The following is a 16,251-nucleotide window of genomic DNA, read 5'->3' as shown; positions in this document are numbered from 1 at the left end:
TTTACCGCAAGCTAATTCAGCCGGCCCGCTCTGCGGCCCGGCTTCGTTGCGGCGACAAGAGATAACATTACGCAGATCTGCCCCGCAGGGCAAACCGGGCATAGATCACCGGCGTGTCGCGACAATTGCCCGCATGTTTCCCCCAGATGGCGGTTTGGTGTCTACGCCCTCGTCCAGACCCCCAACTCGTTGCCGGCAACATCGCGAAAGTGCGCACGCCTGCCGCCGGGAAACTCATAAGGCCCATTCGTTACTGCACCGCCGGCCGCAATGATCGCGGCGAGCGTTGCGTCAAGGTCGTCGGAGTAGATCAACACGAGGGGGCCACCTGGCCCGGGGGTGGTCCCGGCGTCTAGCCCGCCAATCTCCCCCGTGCCGCCTTCGCCCTGGATCCCTGCGTAGCTTGGGCCATAGTCGTTGAAGCCCCAACCGAACACGCCTTCATAGAACTGCTTCGTTGCGGCAAGGTCTGGGGCACCCAGTTCGATGTAGTCGATAGCGTGGTGGCGTTGTTGCATGTCGCGATCCTATTCTCGGCCAACGATCTCCCACAAGGGGTCCCGGCCTATTTGCGGCTCAGCACCCCGGGTGCGAGCCCGCATGCCAACTCAGCCACTCGCGCCACAAACGTGAGGTACGCGGGCTCCGCCACCTGTTCGGCGGCGTTGACGTAAGCACCGACACCGTCGAATGCAATCAAGATCTGAGCCGCGGCTTCGTCTGCATCAACTCCGGCGAAGCTGCCATCTTCCAACCCTTCGGCAACAAGGGCGCGCACGTGGCTCCGGTAGAAGCTTTCTTGGCTCGCGATGGCAGCTTCCAGGGCCGGCACGAAGCGGCACAGGTTGCGTGCGTTGAGCCATAACCGGGCCAGTGGCACGGCTTCTTCTGAAACCGCGTACGCCGAGAAAGCTGCCAACCGGTCGATGACGCTTGCCGTCTCAGTGGCAGCACCAGCAAACATGCGCTTCCGCTCTTGCTGGGCCGCCAGTTCGAACGCCGCAATCACCAATGACTCAACGGCCGGAAAATAGTGACCGATCAACCCCGGCCGCACACCCAGTGAATCTGCGACCGCCCTCACGGTCACTCGTTCGAGCCCGGCGTCCAGCGCAATGGCGGCTGCATGCTCAACAACCTCACGCTTGCGCTCTGCCGCGGGCTTGCGCACCTGCTTCTTGGCCGAAGTTGACACCACGCAACCCATCCTATTGAATAAGTGACCAAATAGGTGTTGTACACGTGTCCAACTGTTTTGCTCGGCAAAGGAGCCACCATGTCCGAAACGGTCCTTCCACCACACACGACAGCAGAGGCAGCGCGCCACCCAGAGACTCGCGGTATCGACCTCATCTCACCGAGTGAGCGGCGCGGCGGCCCACGCGATCTCCTGGCTGTGTGGGCTGCGCCCAACATCAGCGTGCTGAGCCTCACCGTCGGGACTTCCCTGGTGCTCGTCCTGGGGCTCGAGATTTGGCAGGCGATTTTACTCATAGCCGTCTCAAGCGTGCTCTGGGCATTTCCTGGCATCCTCGCCACGAGCGGCCCGGCCGTCGGCACCTCCGGCTCTGTGATTACTCGCGCAATCTATGGCATCAACGGGAACCGTGTCATTGTGGCGCTGCTGGGCTGGCTCATTTCGGGCGTCTTCCTCGCACTCAACTGGGTCGCTTCAACGTTCATGGGAGGCGAGCTCGTCACACGCCTGGGCATCGGCGCCGGTGGCTTCTATACAGCCGCCGGCGTAGCGATCGTCATTGCCGCCATCACCGTACTCGTAGCCGTCTACGGCCATGCTCTTATCTTGCGCGCCTACACGTTCGTCACGATCACGCTGCTGGTCGTATTCACCGTAGCGATTGCATTTCTCAGCCCTTACATGGACCTATCGTTCGCGCAGCCCGAACCGTTGCACGGCCTGGAGCTATGGTCGTCGCTTTCAATCGGCTTCGCGATTCTCGCTTCGACACCGCTGTCCTATAACAACAGCGCCGACCTTGCCCGCTACCTTCCCCGGTCTGCCTCGCCCACTCACATCGCACTCGCCACGGCACTCGGCGGGGCTGTTACCGGGTTTCTTGCTACCGCGGCAGGCACCCTGCTCGCGACCGCTGTGGGTGCACAGGCCCTCGAGTTCGGCATTGAGTACGCGCTTCTTGACCTGCTGCCCGGCTGGTTTGGTCCCGTCTTTGTTGGCGCGATCATTCTGAACACGATCGCACTCAACGGCATGACGACCTACACCGCGAGCATGGCGCTGCAGGCGGTCGGCGTGCCGATCCGGCGCATCCCATCGGCGGTTCTGATCGGCGCGCTTGGCACCGCATTCACGATCTACCTTGCTGCGTCGACGAGCCTCATCGACGCGGTCAACCTGATGCTGCAGTTTCTGCTGATCGTGTCGGTGCCCTCGATCACGATCTACGCGGTCGACGTACTGCTGCGCCGCAATCAATATGATGCGTTCGACCTCTTCGATGAGAGCCGCACGTCACGGTACTGGTACCGCGCCGGCTTTAGCGTCGCGGGTCTTGCGTCGTTTGCGTTCGGTGCGGTCGCGACCGCGCTCTTCCTCTCCACCGACGTGTGGACGGGCCCGCTCGCCGTCGCCCTCGGGCACATCGACCTCTCGGTGCCCGTCGGCGTCACGGTGAGCGCGCTCGTCTACGCGCTCCTCGCCCGCCCTGGCCGTTTCACGTGGCCCCTCACGAATCAGGATTCATGACCGACGCAGATCTCCTCATCTCAGCCGGAGGCGTGCTCAATTTCGCCTCAGATCAGGCCCCCGGGCCCGGCAGAGCGACCCACGTCGCCATATCTGGGCGCCGGATCATCGCCACCGGCGGCCCCGAACTTGCGGCCTTAAACCCCGCGGCCCGCAGGCTCGACTTTGGCCCGCGGGCCGCGATCCTGCCTGGCTTGGTCGACACCCACACGCACCCGGTGTGGGGTTCTGAGAGCCGCGGTGGCGGCGTCGATCTCACCGGTGTTACGTGCCTCGAGCAGCTGCGGCGCCGGATCGCGGCCGCCGCGGCCGGGGGCGCATGGGTGAGCGGCTTCGCGCTCGACCCTGCCGTGTTTGGGCCAGAACCTTGCGGCCGCGTGCTCGAAACCTGGTTTGCGGGTGTGCCGATCGTGCTCATGACGAGCGACGCGCACGCCGTGGTAGCAAGCCCCGCGGCCATCGAGGCGGCGGGAATCACGGGCGACGAAACCTTTGCCGACGCATCTCGGGTCGTCTGCGATGCGTCGGGGCCGACGGGCTGGCTAGTTGAGCTGCAGGCCATGGATCTGGTCTTCGCCGCGCTGCCGGCAGCGCCGCTCGAAATGCAGGCCGAGTACCTGCTCGACGCGCTCACCCAGTTCGCCTGCGCCGGGCTCACCGAAGTGCACGCCCTCGACTTTCATGACCCATCAAACGAGCTCTACGAGCTCCTCGAAACACAGGGAGAGCTGCCCGTACGGGTGCGGTGCTTCCCGCTCGTTCCCGCAGATTCTGGGCCCGATGTGTGGGCCGAGATCGCCGCGCTTGCAGCATGCGGCGGCAGGCGCTGGCACGTTGCAGGGGTCAAGTTGATGATCGATGGCACAGCCGACAACGGCACGGCCTGGTTTGAGCACCCCGACTGCCACGGTGAGAACCGTGAGGCGCTGTGGCGTGACCCCGAGGCGTTTCGCGCGGCCGTAGCCTTTTTTACGGCGGCCGGGCTGCCGACCGTGACGCACGCGATCGGTGACCGGGCGGTCGAGTATGTGCTCGACGTGATCGAGAGCACCGGGCACACCGCGGCCGCGCCGCACCGCATCGAACACATCGAGTCGATTCCTGACCGGCTGGTCCCGCGGTTCGCGTCGCTCGGGGTCGTCGCTGGGTTGCAGCCCACGCACGCAACCCGGTTCACGCGGGCCACGGGCGACGACCCGTGGTCGCAGCGGCTCGGCGCCGAGCGCGCCGCGCAGGGCTGGCGCGTGCGCGACCTGCTCGATGCGGGCACGACCGTGACCCTCAGCTCTGACTGGCCGATCGGCGAGGCGGACCCGCGTATCTCGCTCGCTGAGGCGCAGCTGCGACGACCGCTTGCTGACGCAGATCAAGAGCCGGTACAGCCCACGCAGCGCATCGGCGCGCGTGAGGCGTACCGCGCGATGACGGTCGCGGCGGCTGAGGCGAGCGGGGAACCCAGTGAGCGGGGCGTTGTCGCGGCGGGGTACGCGGCAGACCTCACGGTGCTCAGTGCCGACCCGACGATGCTTGCGCCCGAGGCGCAGGCGGGTGTGCGTGTGCTCGCCACCGTGGTCGATGGCGAGCCGCTCCTCGTTACACGCTGAGCGTGCGCCACTCCTTGCTGCCCGCGTCGAGCGGCGTGCCGTCGAGCACCCGCAGGGAGCGGGCGGCGGGGTCGGTGAGCACCGTGCAGAGGGTGGCCCAGCGCTCGCCCAGCGGCTGAGTCATGTCGGGCACACAGGTGAGCGGCGGCTCCCCCGCGCCGCTTTCGAGCAGCGCGACCAGCTGCTCGTCACCCGCGGGCAGCCCGGTCGCGAGCCGGCGCTGTACGAGCGCGAGCCGCTGCGATGAGTCGGGCTCGTAGACGGGCTTCTGCCGTTCGAGCGGCAGCGGCGCCTGAAAGTGGTTGGTGCGCACGACCGCGCCCGCCTGCTGCTCAATCTCGAAGACCCCCACCGGGGTGATCTCGAGCGACACCGCACGCCCCGCGTCGATGAGGGTGAACGCTGACGACGAGGTGATGGGGACCGCACGCACGAGCGCGATCGCTTCGGCGACTGTCGCGCACTCGGCGAGCACGACGTTCGCGAGCACGTGCATCGGCACCCCGCCGGGGCGGTCGTGTTCGTGGCCGAGAATGTTGAAGTGCAGTGCGAGCCCTCGCTCGTTGACCCCGATCTTGCCGATGATGCCCTGCTCGGTGACGCCCGCGAATCGGTAGCCCGGGCCCGCGACCTCTTGTGTGTGCCAGAACGGGTCGAGTTCGACGTGCCAGTCCCACGTTTGCACCCCGCGCTGGCGGCCGTTCACGAGCGCTGCGATCGTCGAGCACTCGTTGCTGGGCTTCGCCGAGGCGGCGAGCACCTCGGTGCGGGCGTTGAGCGCGGCGACCTGCTCGAGGGTGACTTCGGCCGCGGAGGCGATCGCCTCAAACTCGGTCACGATTTCTGGGCGCCACGCGCGCAGTGTGTCAAGCGTCACGGCTGCGGCCTGTCGTTCGGTGGCCTCGTCGACTCCGGCGGCGCGAAACAGCTCGGCGTACTCTTGATAGGCGGCGGCGAGGGTGTCGCGCAGCTGCGCCCCGCGACTCGCGCCGAGCTCGGCGCGCGTCGCACCGGTGATGACGAGGTGTTGGCGTGAAGGTTGCTGGGGCTCGTGGGACATGCGAGGAAATCTCCGTTGATCGGTGCGGATGCTTGGTGGCGCTCGTTGCGCCGTGCGTTCGAGCCTAGGTTTCTAAATCGATTTAAACAACTAGGCTTGAACCCATGCGTGCGCAGGGAAGACGAACCACCATCAAAGACGTGGCGCGGGCGGCCGGGGTCTCGCCTGCGACGGTCTCGCTGGCCCTCAACGGCAAGACCACGGTCAACAAGCAGACCGCTGAGCGTGTGCGGCGCGTCGCCCGCGAGCAGGGCTACCGCGCGCACGCGATTGCCCGAGGCTTGCGCACCTCAAGCTTTGGCATTCTCGGGCTGATCATTCGACCGCTGCACACCCTCGAGAATCCCATGCCCCAGGGCGTCGACTTCTTCATGCGCCTCGCGGGAGCGGCGGCGCTCACCGCGCTCGACCGCGGCTACACGCTCATGCTGGTCGGCGACCCGACCCAGCCCGACAGCCCCAACAGTGCACTCGCGGCCGACGCGTTTATTGTGCTCATGCCGCACGAGAACGACCCGATTCTCACCACTCTCGATGCCGCACAGATTCCGTTCGTGACCGTGGGCGCTGACCCGGCGCGGCCCGACGCCTTCGCCGCGATCGACACCCGCATCGACGAGGAAATGCGGGTGATGCTCGACCACTTCTGGGCACAGGGGGCGCGTCGCCCCGCGCTTGTCGTGGGCACCAAGCCCAACGGGTGGCGTGCCGAGTCGCTGCGGCACTATGCGCAGTGGTGCCGTGGGCGGGGCATTGCGGCCCGCGCAGGGTCACACCCCGAAGCGCTCGGTGAGGCCGCGGGTGAGGCGATCGCCGGGGAGCTATTCGGCTCGAAGAGTGATGCTGGCGGCACCTCTGCCGGCGCCTCTGCCGGTAATGCCGAGCTCGTGCCCGACGCGGTGTACTGCCTCACCGGGCGTCACGCCGACGGGCTGCTCACGGCGCTCACGGCGCGTGGCCTCTCAGTGCCCGGCGACGTGCTGGTCGCCGCGGCATCGGGCGCCCCGGCCAACCTGGTGTCGACGCCGGCAGTCACCACCCTCGACCTGCACCCCGACGATCTCGCCCGCACCGCGGTCGACGCCGCGATCGCGGTCGCGAACGGCGAGGCGCCCGCGGCTCCCCTGCGCGGCCCCGCGATCACGCTGACGGCCCGGGCGTCAACCGCGCGCGGCTGACGCCGGGGATCCGGATCACTGCTCGAGCTCGGCGAACTTCGCGGTCATCGTCGGATTGCCACGGGTGAGCTTCTTGATGGTGAGGTCGTCGGCTTTGTCGTTTGCGAGCCGCAGGTTGTTGGCCGACTTGTGCAGCGCCTGCTTCACCTTCTCGAGGTCCTTGATCGACTCGTCGATGCGCTTCACCGCCTCTTCGAACCCCTCTGAGGCCAGGCGCCAGTTGCGTCCAAACGCATTCTTAAATGTTTCGAGCTTGTCTTCGAAGTCGGTGATGTCGATGTTCTGCGCCTTCACCTGCGCCAGCTCGGTCTTGTACTTGAGGGCGTTCATCGCGGCGTTGCGCAGCAGCGTGATGATCTGCACAAAGAACTGCGGTCGCACGACAAACATCTTGGGGTATCGGTGCGAAACATCGACGATGCCCGTGTTGTAAAGCTCGTTCTCTGGTTCGAGCAGCGACACGAGAATGGCGTACTCGCAGCCCTTCTCGGTGCGGTCTTTGTCGAGCTCTTTGAAGAAGTCTTCGTTTTTCTTCTTGGTGGCGGTCGTGTCGGCCTCGTTCTTCATCTCGAACATGATCGACACGATCTCGGTGCCCGCCGCGTCGAGGTCACGAAAAATGTAGTCGCCCTTGCTGCCGGTGCGGGCGTCGTTGTCTTTCTCGAAGTATGCGAGCGGAAACGCGGTCGCCCGCAGCTTGTTGAACTCGATCTCGCAGTGCTGCTCGAGCGTCTCGCCCACCATCTTGGTCGAGAGCTTCGCTTTCATGTCGCGCAGCCGCTCGATCATGTCGTCACGGTCTTTGATCTGCGTCTCGTACTTGTCCTTCAACGACGTTTCGGCGAGCTCTTTCTCAAGCGCCGCGCGGTCGAGGCTGTTCTTGAGCTCATCGCGCTGCTTCTCGACCTTGCCGACGGCCGCCGCGAGCTCAACCTGTTTTTCGAGCGTGGCCGAGGCGAGCTGCGCCTTGAGTTGCTGCACCTCGGCCGCGCGCTCGGCCGCCGCTTTCTGTTGCTCGGCCGCAAGCTTTGACGCGGCAAGCTCGGCGGCCGTCTGCTGCTCTTGTCGCGCCACCGCTAGATCGCTCTGCAGCGCATCGCGCTCTTTTTCGAGCGCCGCAAGCGCCTCGGTCACCGCGAGCTTTTGGTCGGTCTCACTGGCTTCAAGTTTCGCCTGCAGCGCCTGCGTCTCGGCCTCTTTCTCGGCGACGGCACGCTGCATCTCGCTGCGGGCGTTGGCCGCGGCGAGTTCGAGCGCGCTGCGCTTTTGGGCCTCGGCAATCTCAAGCCGCTCGTGCAGCTGCGCCTCAAACTCGCTGTCGCGCACCTGCTTCACGATGTCTGCGTAGCCGGCCTCGTCGACGGTAAACGTCTGCCCGCAGTGTGGGCACTTGATCTCGTTCATGCCACCACCCTACGGCGAGCCTACGACAGCGCTACCGCGGCCATGCCCAAGACAGTGAAACCCGCCCGCTCACTGCGCGAGACTGCTCGCGAGACTGCTCGAGACATGCCACGCGCCGCGCCGCACCATACGCTCAAGCTCGTGCGCACGCGCCGCAAAATCTTCGCTCGAGGTAGACAGCGACACTGCGCCCACGAGGCCCCCAGAAGGCGAGCGCACGGGGGCCGCGATGCAGGCGAGGTGCGGCATGTACTCGTCGACTTCAACGGCCAACTGTTGCGCACGCACGTCTTCCAGCTGGGCACGCAACTCGGCCGCGTTCGTCACGCTCTGCGGCGCGACCCGCGCCAACCCGTGCTGCTCGAGGTACCCGGTGAGCTCGCGCTCATCGCACCCCGAAAGCATGAGTTTGCCAAACGCGGTGACGTGTGCGGCCTCATTAAACCCCACGTGCAGCTGCCCGATCCGGCGATAGCGTGTCGAATCAGCGACGTAAGCGACCGCGATCTCACCGCCCCGAAACACAGTGAGGTAGGCGGGCGCGCGCGCCGCGTCGCGCAGGCCACTGAGCACCTCGCGCACACCCGGAGTGACGGCGAGCTGCGCGTGCATCGCGCGGCCCAGGTGCTCGACCGCGCGGCCGAGCAGGTAGCGTGCGGCGCGAGTGCGCACGAGGTATCCGCGGCCCGTGAGCGTGCCGAGCAGCCGGTAGGTCGTGGCCACCGTGAGCCCCAGCTCGCTCACGAGTTCGCGCGCGGTGAGCCCGTCAGGCGCCTCGGCCACCGCGTCAAGCACCTGCAGCACTCGGTCTGCAGAGCGGATCGGGGCTTCTTCATCGAGCGGGCGGGCGGCCATGCCCCATGATAAGCACGCCTGGCCCGCAAAAGGCAACGATCTCGCCCCGCTTTTGCACACAGTGAGAACGCGGCTGGCGAGGCTCCGCACGTCGCGCGCACAGTGGAGGTAGACACTCCGTCTCTCCCCCAGTCTGGCATCGACGCCCGACACCGAAAGCGAGCACACCATGGCGAACAAGATTCTCATCATCACCGGCGACGCGGCCGAAACCCTCGAGGTGTTCTACCCCTACCACCGGCTGCAGGAGGCTGGCTTCGAGGTGCACATCGGCGCACCCGAAAAGCGCAAACTGCAGTTCGTGGTGCACGATTTTGTGGACGGTTTTGACACGTACACCGAGAAGCCCGGCCACACGTGGGACGCCGACGTGGCACTCGCCGATGTCGACCCGAACGACTACGTGGCGATCGTGGTGCCCGGCGGCCGCGCCCCCGAGTACCTGCGCAACAACGCCGACGCCCAGCGCATCACGCAGCACTTCTTTGCGCAGGACGCCCCGGTCGCCGCGACCTGCCACGGCCCGCTGTTGTTGGCCGCAGCGGGCGTGCTGAACGGCCGCACCACGTCGACCTACCCCGAGCTGGCGATCGACGTGACCGCCGTGGGCGGCACGTTTGAGAACGGCGGCGACGTCGTCGACGGCAACCTGGTGTCGGCGCGGGCCTGGCCCGACAACGGCACCTGGATGCGCGCGTTTCTCGCGCTGCTCGACGAGCGCGGCATCACGGCGTAACTCTGCTGGCGTGGCGCAGCTGCGTGGGCTGCGCTACGCGGCCCGCTCGGCCGCGAGCCTCGGCGCGAGATCCTCCATCTGATTCATCACGAGGTCGATCGCGGCGGGCTGCTGGTCGGGCGGGTAACGGTACTTGACGAGCAGGCGCCGGATCGACGAGCGCAGCTTAGCCCGCACGTTCTCGCGCACGCTCCAGTCGGTGCGCACGTCGCGGCGTACGATCTGCACGAGCTCGCGGGCGATCTGGGCAAGCGCCACATCGCCCTGCAGCTGTTTGGCTGACTCGTTGGCGGCGACCGCGTCAAAGAAGGCGAGTTCGTCGCGCGTGAGCGGCGGGTCAAACAGTTCACCGCGGGCGGCCTCGGCGGTGATCTCTTGGCCGACGCTAAACAGCTCGGCGATGACCTGCGCGGCGGTGAGCTGCTGGTTCGTGTAGCGGTTCATGATCTCGGTGATGCGCCCCGAAAACGCCTGCTGCCGCACGAGGTTGCCGCGCGATACCTCACGGGTTTCTTGGGTGAGCTGCGCCCGCAGCGCCTCGATAGCGAGCTGCGGGTTCGACGCCTGCTGCGCGCGGGCGAGCGCGTCGGGGCCGAGGTCGTCGAGTGACAACCCCGGCAGCCCGGCTGCCTCATAAATGTCGATGACCTCATTCGACGCGGTCGACTCGGCGACGAGGCCGCGCAGCACCCGCTGCACCTCCTCGGGCACCGGCTCGTCGAGCGCCTGGCGCGCGGCGGAGTCATACTTCGCCATCCACACCCGTACCTCTTCATAGAACGAGATCTCGTCGCGCAGCTCGGGCAGTTGTTCGCTGCCCGCCGCAAGCGCCCACGCACGGGCAAGCTTGCTGCTGAGCTCACGAAACCGCGTCGCCGCCGGCGTCACGCCATCTGCGGCAACGTGTGCCGGATCGCGCAGATAGCCGGTCGCGATGGTCGCGGCGGTGATGAGTGCGCGAGGGGATCCGGAGCGTGCGACGCGCTGCCAATCACAGCCCGCCAGCAGCGCGCGCAGCTCGGTGACGAGTTCGTGCGCGAACGCGATCGCCTCGGCCGTGTCGCGGCCCACGGGCCGGGTCTCTTGGTCGGTGGCGGTGTACTCGGCGAGCGCGGCGCTCAGGTTGTCGACGAGCGGGGCGTACGCGACGAGCAGCCCGTCTTGTTTGCCGCGGAAGGTACGGTTGACGCGCGCGAGGGTCTGCATGAGCAGTGCGCCCTTGAGCGGGCGGTCGAGGTAGAGCGTGTGCAGCGGCGGCGCGTCGAAGCCGGTGAGCAGCATGTCTTTCACGATGACGATTTCGAGCTCGTCGTCTGGGTCTTTGAGGCGCGCTTTGACGCGCGTGTTTTCTGAGTCCCGGCGCACGTGCTTCTTGATGAGCGCGGGGTCTGACGGCGTGCCCGAGTAGACGACCTTGATGCGGCCCGCGAGCGGATCGTCATCGTGCCAGTCGGGGCGCAGCGCGATGACCGCGTCGTAGAGTTTGGCGCAGATCTCGCGGGTGCCGCCCACGACGAGCGCCTTGCCGGGCCCCTCGATGAGCGGGCGCATGGCGCGGCTGCGGCGCTCCCAGTGGGTGACGATGTCGTGCGCGAGCTCATCGATGCGCTGCGGGGCGCCGTAGACGGCGTTCATGACCGCGACGGAGGCCTCGATCTTGGCGCGCTCGGTGTCGTCGAGGCCGAGGGTCGCTTCGTCGGCGGCCGCGTCGATCTCTTCGGGCGTGAGTTCGTGAGAGAAGCCCACTTTGATGAGCCGGGGCTCGAACGCGACGGGCACGGTGGCGCCGTCATCGACGGCACGGCTCAGGTCGTAGATGTCGATGTAGTCGCCGAACACGTCGCGGGTGTTGCGTTCATCGAACGAGATGGGGGTGCCCGTGAACGCGATGAGGGTCGCGTGGGGCAGCGCGCGCTTGAGGTGGTGGGCGTAGCCGTCGAGCGAGTCGTAGTGGCTGCGGTGCGCCTCATCGACGATGACGATGACGTTGCGGCGCTCGCTCAAGAGCGGGTGGCCAAGCCCCGCGTCTTTCTCGGCCTTACTGAGGCCAAACTTTTGCAGCGTCGTGAAGTAGATGCCGCCGGTGACGCGTGAGCTCAGTTCGACGCGCAGCTCTTCGCGACTGGCGACCTGCCGGGGGGTTTCGCCCAGCAGCCGGCTGCGCTTGAACGTCTCAAACAGTTGACCGTCGAGCTCGGTGCGGTCGGTGACCACGACGAGGGTGGGGTTCTTGAGTTTTGGGTGGCGTGAGACGAGGCCCGCGTACAGCTCCATCTCCATCGACTTGCCCGAACCCTGCGTGTGCCACACGACGCCCGCCTTGCCGTCGGAGTCGACGGCGTGCACCGTCGCGGCGACCGCTTTTTCGACGGCAAAGAACTGGTGCGGCTTGGCGATGCGCTTGCTGAGCCCCTGGTCACCCTCGTCGAACGCGGTGAAGTGCCGCGTGAGCTGCAGCATGCGGGCGTGATCGTAGAGACCGTAGACAGCGTCGTCGATGGGCTGCACGTCGACGACGGTGTCAAGTCCTGCGACACGGTCGATGCGCGGCTGCGCGAGTTTGTGGCCGTCGCCGTCGACGTTCCAGGGCGAGAAGTGGTTGAGCGGTGTGAACGGGGTGCCGTAGCGGGCCGAGAGCCCGTCGCTTGCGAGCGTGAACACGCAGAACCGAAACGCGAGCGGAAACTCTTCGAGGTAGGTTTCGAGCTGCGCGTGGGCGTGCGCGACGGTCGCGGTGGAGCCTGCGCTTTTGAGTTCGATGACGCTGAGCGGCATGCCGTTGACGTAGAGCACAACGTCGAAGCGGCGGTGGGCCTCGCCGTGGCCTGGGCGAGTTTCGCGCAGCGTCACCTGGTTGACAGCAAGCCAGTCGTTGCGAGCCGGGTCTGGGCTGAGCAGCTGCAGCGTGGGGTTTTGTTCGACACCGTCTGCGTCGAGATAGCTGAGCTGGTAGCCCTTGACGAGCCACTCGTGCACCCGGTGGTTCTCGGTGATCGCGTCTTGCGACGACGGTGTCGCGATCTCGCTCGCGGCCTGCAGCAGGTATTCGGCGGGCACGCCGGGGTTGAGCCTGCGCAGTGCTTCGACGAGCCGCGGCTTGATGAGCAGCTCGCCCCACGACTCGCGCTCGCCGGTGCCCGGCGCAATGTCTGACCCGACCGCGACCCGCCAACCGAGCGGCTCTGCCAGCTGGTCGAGCACCCGGTTCTCCCAGTCAGCCTCGCTCGTGCGCATCATGCGGTGTCGTCCGTTCTACGTTGGTGCGGCAGGTGCTCGTCGGTGATCGTCACACCTTCATTCACCCTAGCGAATGTGACGCCCGGTCCATCGATACCTGGACCTAAGACCTGCGTGAAGCATGCCGACCGAGAGTGCTATGTCGCCGACATGCGCCGAATCCGCGCCGCATAGTCATCGAGCACGCCCAAGATGCCGCGGTGCTGCCACACTCGCCCACGTGACTTCCCTGTCGTTTCAACGAGCACTCCCCTTGCAACCATTGCGTCGAGGGCGCGCAGCGCCGCCATCTCTCCCAGCCCAAGAGCCCGAATCAGGTGCTTCGTGTTCACCGCGGGCTGGCTGATCAGCGTCGGCAGGATCCGCCATGCGGCTGCATCGGAGCGAATGCCCGCCAGTTTGGCCTTCGAGTCGTCGAGCTGAGCCGCGAGATCATTCACGAGGTCGCGGCCAGTGACGGCCGCGACCCGACCGGCGCGCGCAAACTCATGAATGATCTGAGCCGCATCTCCCTGGCGAAAACTACCCAGAGCGGTGAAATAGCGGTCAATGTCGACGAGCAGTCCTGCTGAGATCGGTACCGCAGTCGATTTCACGAGGCCTTTGTTGCGCAAGATTGACTGGGCAAGAGCTCTTCCTGTGCGACCGTTGCCATCGGGGAACGGGTGGATCGTCTCGAACTGCGCATGAGCCACCGCCACTTGCGCCAACACTGGCAGATCTTGCCGCCGCACAAACCGAATGAGGTCGGCAATGGCAGCGGGCACGCGGGTGTGGTGCGGTGCCACAAAGTCTGCGGTCAATGGCCCGGCCTCCCCCGGCCCGATCCACACCTGCTCGGCCCTGAAGCACCCTGCGAGCACGGGATCGAACCCACGCTGGTGCAGCATCAGAGCTTTATACATGGCAAGAATGGATTCCTCGCTCACGTCGCCAGCTAAACCCAGTGCGGCTTCCATCGCATGCACGTTGCCGATGACCTCCCGCGCGTTCGCTTTATCGCCCTCATCGATCTCAGCGAGCGCAAGCTGCTTCGCCGAGGTCGTCAACTGTTCGATCTGTGAGCTCGAAGCAGCCTCCGTACGCAACAGAATTGCGGACATCGGACCAAGGGCAGGGTTGTCGCTTGCGAGGGTGCGCTGCGCGTGCAGATCAAATTCGACCAATTGGCGCGTTGCATCCTCCACATCAGCCAGCGCCTCTGCAGGAAAGGCAGGCGCCCATTCCGCGATTGGGGCAGCAACAGAAGCCCGGTAGGTTCCAGTCTGCCGCTCAAGTTCCGCGCGAGTGTACATTTCGGGCACGCGCGGCTTCCATTCGAACTCCTCAAACGAGACCGCATGAATTGGAATCAGTGCCCTCGCAATATCTGTTGCCACCGCACCATTTTACCAACACTTATTCCGATAAGTGTTGGTAAGGCGATGTGCATCCATCACTTCGCAAGCGCAGTGAATCGCATCTTCACCAGGAACTCGCACAGTGAGCGACACCGCCTCCGACCTAATTTAACCCCGGGACCGCTGAATCAATCGAAATGGCCCGGCCATATTGACTGGTTGCGTGGCTGCTATTGATTATCAAAAGTCGCGGTTTTTGATAATCATCGAGGAGGCCGCTATCAACTCAGTCTTTCTACACGCACGAGAGCAGAAAGCCTGACCTCTGGACTTATAGCAGGAACCTCGGTGCGAGATTCCACAAGCCCCAGCGCCCCCAAAGCCGCCATTCGCGCCGTCACATATATCGTTCCAAAGTCCCGCGCCCGTTCCAGACCCACCTCAAACTCACGCACACCATCGACGGATTGAGCTACGCCACCCCACCCTTCAACGAGTTGCGCGCCAACGTCAACGGTGACCGATCCACGCTCCCCAGCAACATGCAGATGACCGAGCAAGAACCTGCTCCCAAATTCGTCACATTCTGGCGCATATCCAACGCTCCAGGCGACATGAGGCCCATACACACCTTGCCCGTCGACTTCCACGGTGAGCACTCGAGGCCCTGCAACGTAGCCCATTCCGCCTTTCTCAAGCATGTGGCTCACCCTCCGCTCGGGCCCAGACACCATTAGTTGATATGCGGCGTGGCGCAGTAGCGCCAGGCAGCCTCCAGAGTGAGCTGCCGTCCGCCACACCCGTGACACCTACATGTCGATTCAGAGACAACGTCTCGCCAAGAACGTGAAGTGTTGCGGCGAGCGTGCCCACGCCAATGTTGTGCTCACCCTTCAGCCTGCGGGTGATCTCTGCTCGACTGACACCAAGCCTGCGTGCAAGTTCAGCGCGGCTCACACCACTACGCTCCAGGGCGGCTGCAATGCGCTCAGCCGCATCAATCTTGGCGGCCTCCTCAGCGTAGACAAGGTCATGCTTCGGATCGCCGCCCCTAAAAATATCTGTACTCATAACTCGTCCCCATTCCATTCCCAAAAGATGTCGAGCGCCTTGCGAACCTCCCGTGGAACCTGGCTGTCTTTTGGCTTTACACGACCGTGCGTCACATACCAGCAGGCTTGATACCGCACGACGTACAGCCGATATTTGTCGACTTTGATCTCATAGACCGTTGGGTCTTCACCCGCTGAGCTGAGCCGGCGAAAATTCTCGGGAGACTTGATTGGAATGCCATCACGCAAGTACTCCAAGTATCGCTCGTACCGCACGCGAAACCGCAGCTGTAAGGCTTGAATGAAATCAAACGCATCGCTCTTCCCCGGCCTCCGGTTCATTGCGAACACCGTGTCGCAGCTTGACCACAACCTCCTAATGTGTTCACTCATAACTTAACACTCTTCCTTGGGTGTTTCGCCGGCCCCGGACTCACGCATTACCAACGAGTTTGCACCCTGCACACTTTGGGCTGTCAAGCTCCGGCACCGGGGCTGACGCCGGAGCGCTGCCGAATCGCGGAATCACCTACATTTATCCCCCGCAACGACGGAGTCACTGAATCCGCTGCCTCAACCACCAGCTCGGCGGCGCCCTCGGGCGATCGATTATCAAATATCTCGGCTTTTGATAGTGATCGAGGAGGCAGTTATCCACTCGGGTACCGGATAGCGACCGAAGATGTCGGCTTCTGGCTCGCTTCCCTGGCAAACTGTAATCTTGATTACATGTCTAGTCATGTAGTCACGATCCGTCTCCCCGAAGCCCTCGGTGAGCGTCTTGATCTGCTCGCTAAACGCACACACCGCAGCAAAGCCTTCTACGCACGCGAAGCAATCGAACAGCACCTCGAAGACATCGAAGATGCGTACCTCGCCAGCGAGATTTCGCGCCAGGTTGCCACTGGCGAAATGCCCACTCGCGAGCTGAGTGGCCTTCGCCGCGATTTTGGAGCCGAAGGCGACCCCGACCTTTCACTGCTTGAAAACATTCAGTGAGTGACCACGCGTGGCCGGTGCGTTACACCGTCTACAAGCAAGCCAGTACATTCCACGCCTC

Annotated in this window: 14 protein-coding genes; 5 read left to right on the top strand and 9 right to left on the bottom strand. The window is 64.9% G+C overall.

What is annotated here, in order from left to right:
* Positions 1-161: 161 nt before the first annotated feature.
* Both ACXR2W_RS12840 and ACXR2W_RS12835 read right to left on the bottom strand, forming a co-directional pair.
* A complete protein-coding gene (locus ACXR2W_RS12840) occupies positions 162-518 on the bottom strand; it encodes a VOC family protein (protein ID WP_458816454.1) in 357 nt (118 codons plus the stop codon).
* A gap of 47 nt (positions 519-565) precedes the next feature.
* On the bottom strand, positions 566-1,198 hold the full coding sequence (locus ACXR2W_RS12835; RefSeq protein WP_458816452.1) for a TetR family transcriptional regulator: 633 nt from the start codon (positions 1,196-1,198) through the stop codon (positions 566-568).
* A gap of 78 nt (positions 1,199-1,276) precedes the next feature.
* On the opposite strand from ACXR2W_RS12835, the gene ACXR2W_RS12830 reads away from it, so the two are divergent.
* Both ACXR2W_RS12830 and ACXR2W_RS12825 read left to right on the top strand, forming a co-directional pair.
* On the top strand, positions 1,277-2,725 hold the full coding sequence (locus ACXR2W_RS12830) for a purine-cytosine permease family protein (protein WP_458816450.1): 1,449 nt from the start codon (positions 1,277-1,279) through the stop codon (positions 2,723-2,725).
* The gene (locus ACXR2W_RS12825; protein WP_458816448.1) at positions 2,722-4,329 is read left to right on the top strand and encodes an amidohydrolase; all 1,608 of its coding nucleotides are present in this window, start codon (positions 2,722-2,724) and stop codon (positions 4,327-4,329) included. Before ACXR2W_RS12830 ends, ACXR2W_RS12825 begins: the two co-directional genes overlap by 4 nt.
* Here the strand turns inward: ACXR2W_RS12825 and ACXR2W_RS12820 are convergent.
* Positions 4,319-5,389 carry a C45 family autoproteolytic acyltransferase/hydrolase gene (locus tag ACXR2W_RS12820; protein WP_458816446.1) on the bottom strand — a complete coding sequence of 357 codons (1,071 nt, stop codon included), beginning with the start codon at positions 5,387-5,389 and terminating at the stop codon, positions 4,319-4,321. The two genes, ACXR2W_RS12825 and ACXR2W_RS12820, sit on opposite strands and share 11 nt — an antisense overlap.
* A gap of 104 nt (positions 5,390-5,493) precedes the next feature.
* Between ACXR2W_RS12820 and ACXR2W_RS12815 the strand changes: the two genes are divergently transcribed.
* Entirely contained in the window at positions 5,494-6,567 is a 1,074-nt protein-coding gene (locus ACXR2W_RS12815) for a LacI family DNA-binding transcriptional regulator (protein ID WP_458816444.1), read from the top strand.
* 15 nt (positions 6,568-6,582) lie between these two features.
* On the opposite strand, the gene ACXR2W_RS12810 is transcribed toward ACXR2W_RS12815, so the two are convergent.
* Both ACXR2W_RS12810 and ACXR2W_RS12805 read right to left on the bottom strand, forming a co-directional pair.
* Positions 6,583-7,971 (bottom strand): DUF2130 domain-containing protein, encoded by a 1,389-nt coding sequence (locus ACXR2W_RS12810; RefSeq protein WP_458816442.1) that lies wholly within the window; start codon positions 7,969-7,971, stop codon positions 6,583-6,585.
* A gap of 69 nt (positions 7,972-8,040) precedes the next feature.
* Complete coding sequence (locus ACXR2W_RS12805; RefSeq protein ID WP_458816440.1) at positions 8,041-8,826, bottom strand: IclR family transcriptional regulator; 786 nt, start codon at positions 8,824-8,826, stop codon at positions 8,041-8,043.
* A gap of 169 nt (positions 8,827-8,995) precedes the next feature.
* Here ACXR2W_RS12805 and ACXR2W_RS12800 point away from each other — a divergent pair, with 169 nt between their 5' ends.
* A complete protein-coding gene (locus tag ACXR2W_RS12800; protein ID WP_458816438.1) occupies positions 8,996-9,562 on the top strand; it encodes a DJ-1/PfpI family protein in 567 nt (188 codons plus the stop codon).
* 33 nt (positions 9,563-9,595) lie between these two features.
* Here ACXR2W_RS12800 and ACXR2W_RS12795 read toward each other — a convergent pair whose 3' ends face one another.
* From ACXR2W_RS12795 to ACXR2W_RS12780, 4 genes are all read right to left on the bottom strand, one after another.
* Complete coding sequence (locus tag ACXR2W_RS12795) at positions 9,596-12,796, bottom strand: type I restriction endonuclease subunit R (protein ID WP_458816456.1); 3,201 nt, start codon at positions 12,794-12,796, stop codon at positions 9,596-9,598.
* 140 nt (positions 12,797-12,936) lie between these two features.
* Positions 12,937-14,094, bottom strand: coding sequence for a Fic family protein (locus tag ACXR2W_RS12790; protein ID WP_489948860.1), 1,158 nt, complete (start codon positions 14,092-14,094; stop codon positions 12,937-12,939).
* Positions 14,095-14,832: 738 nt separating this feature from the next.
* A complete protein-coding gene (locus ACXR2W_RS12785) occupies positions 14,833-15,210 on the bottom strand; it encodes a helix-turn-helix domain-containing protein (RefSeq protein WP_458816434.1) in 378 nt (125 codons plus the stop codon).
* Positions 15,207-15,584 carry a hypothetical protein gene (locus ACXR2W_RS12780; RefSeq protein WP_458816432.1) on the bottom strand — a complete coding sequence of 126 codons (378 nt, stop codon included), beginning with the start codon at positions 15,582-15,584 and terminating at the stop codon, positions 15,207-15,209. Before ACXR2W_RS12780 ends, ACXR2W_RS12785 begins: the two co-directional genes overlap by 4 nt.
* Positions 15,585-15,920: 336 nt before the next feature.
* Here ACXR2W_RS12780 and relB point away from each other — a divergent pair, with 336 nt between their 5' ends.
* Positions 15,921-16,190, top strand: coding sequence for a type II toxin-antitoxin system RelB family antitoxin (gene relB, locus ACXR2W_RS12775; protein ID WP_458816430.1), 270 nt, complete (start codon positions 15,921-15,923; stop codon positions 16,188-16,190).
* The last annotated feature ends 61 nt before the right edge of the window (positions 16,191-16,251 follow it).

The organism is Leucobacter faecis (genome assembly GCF_054456695.2).
The sequence above is the reverse complement of the archived record's forward strand: the minus strand, read 5'-3'. Positions and strand labels throughout refer to the sequence as shown.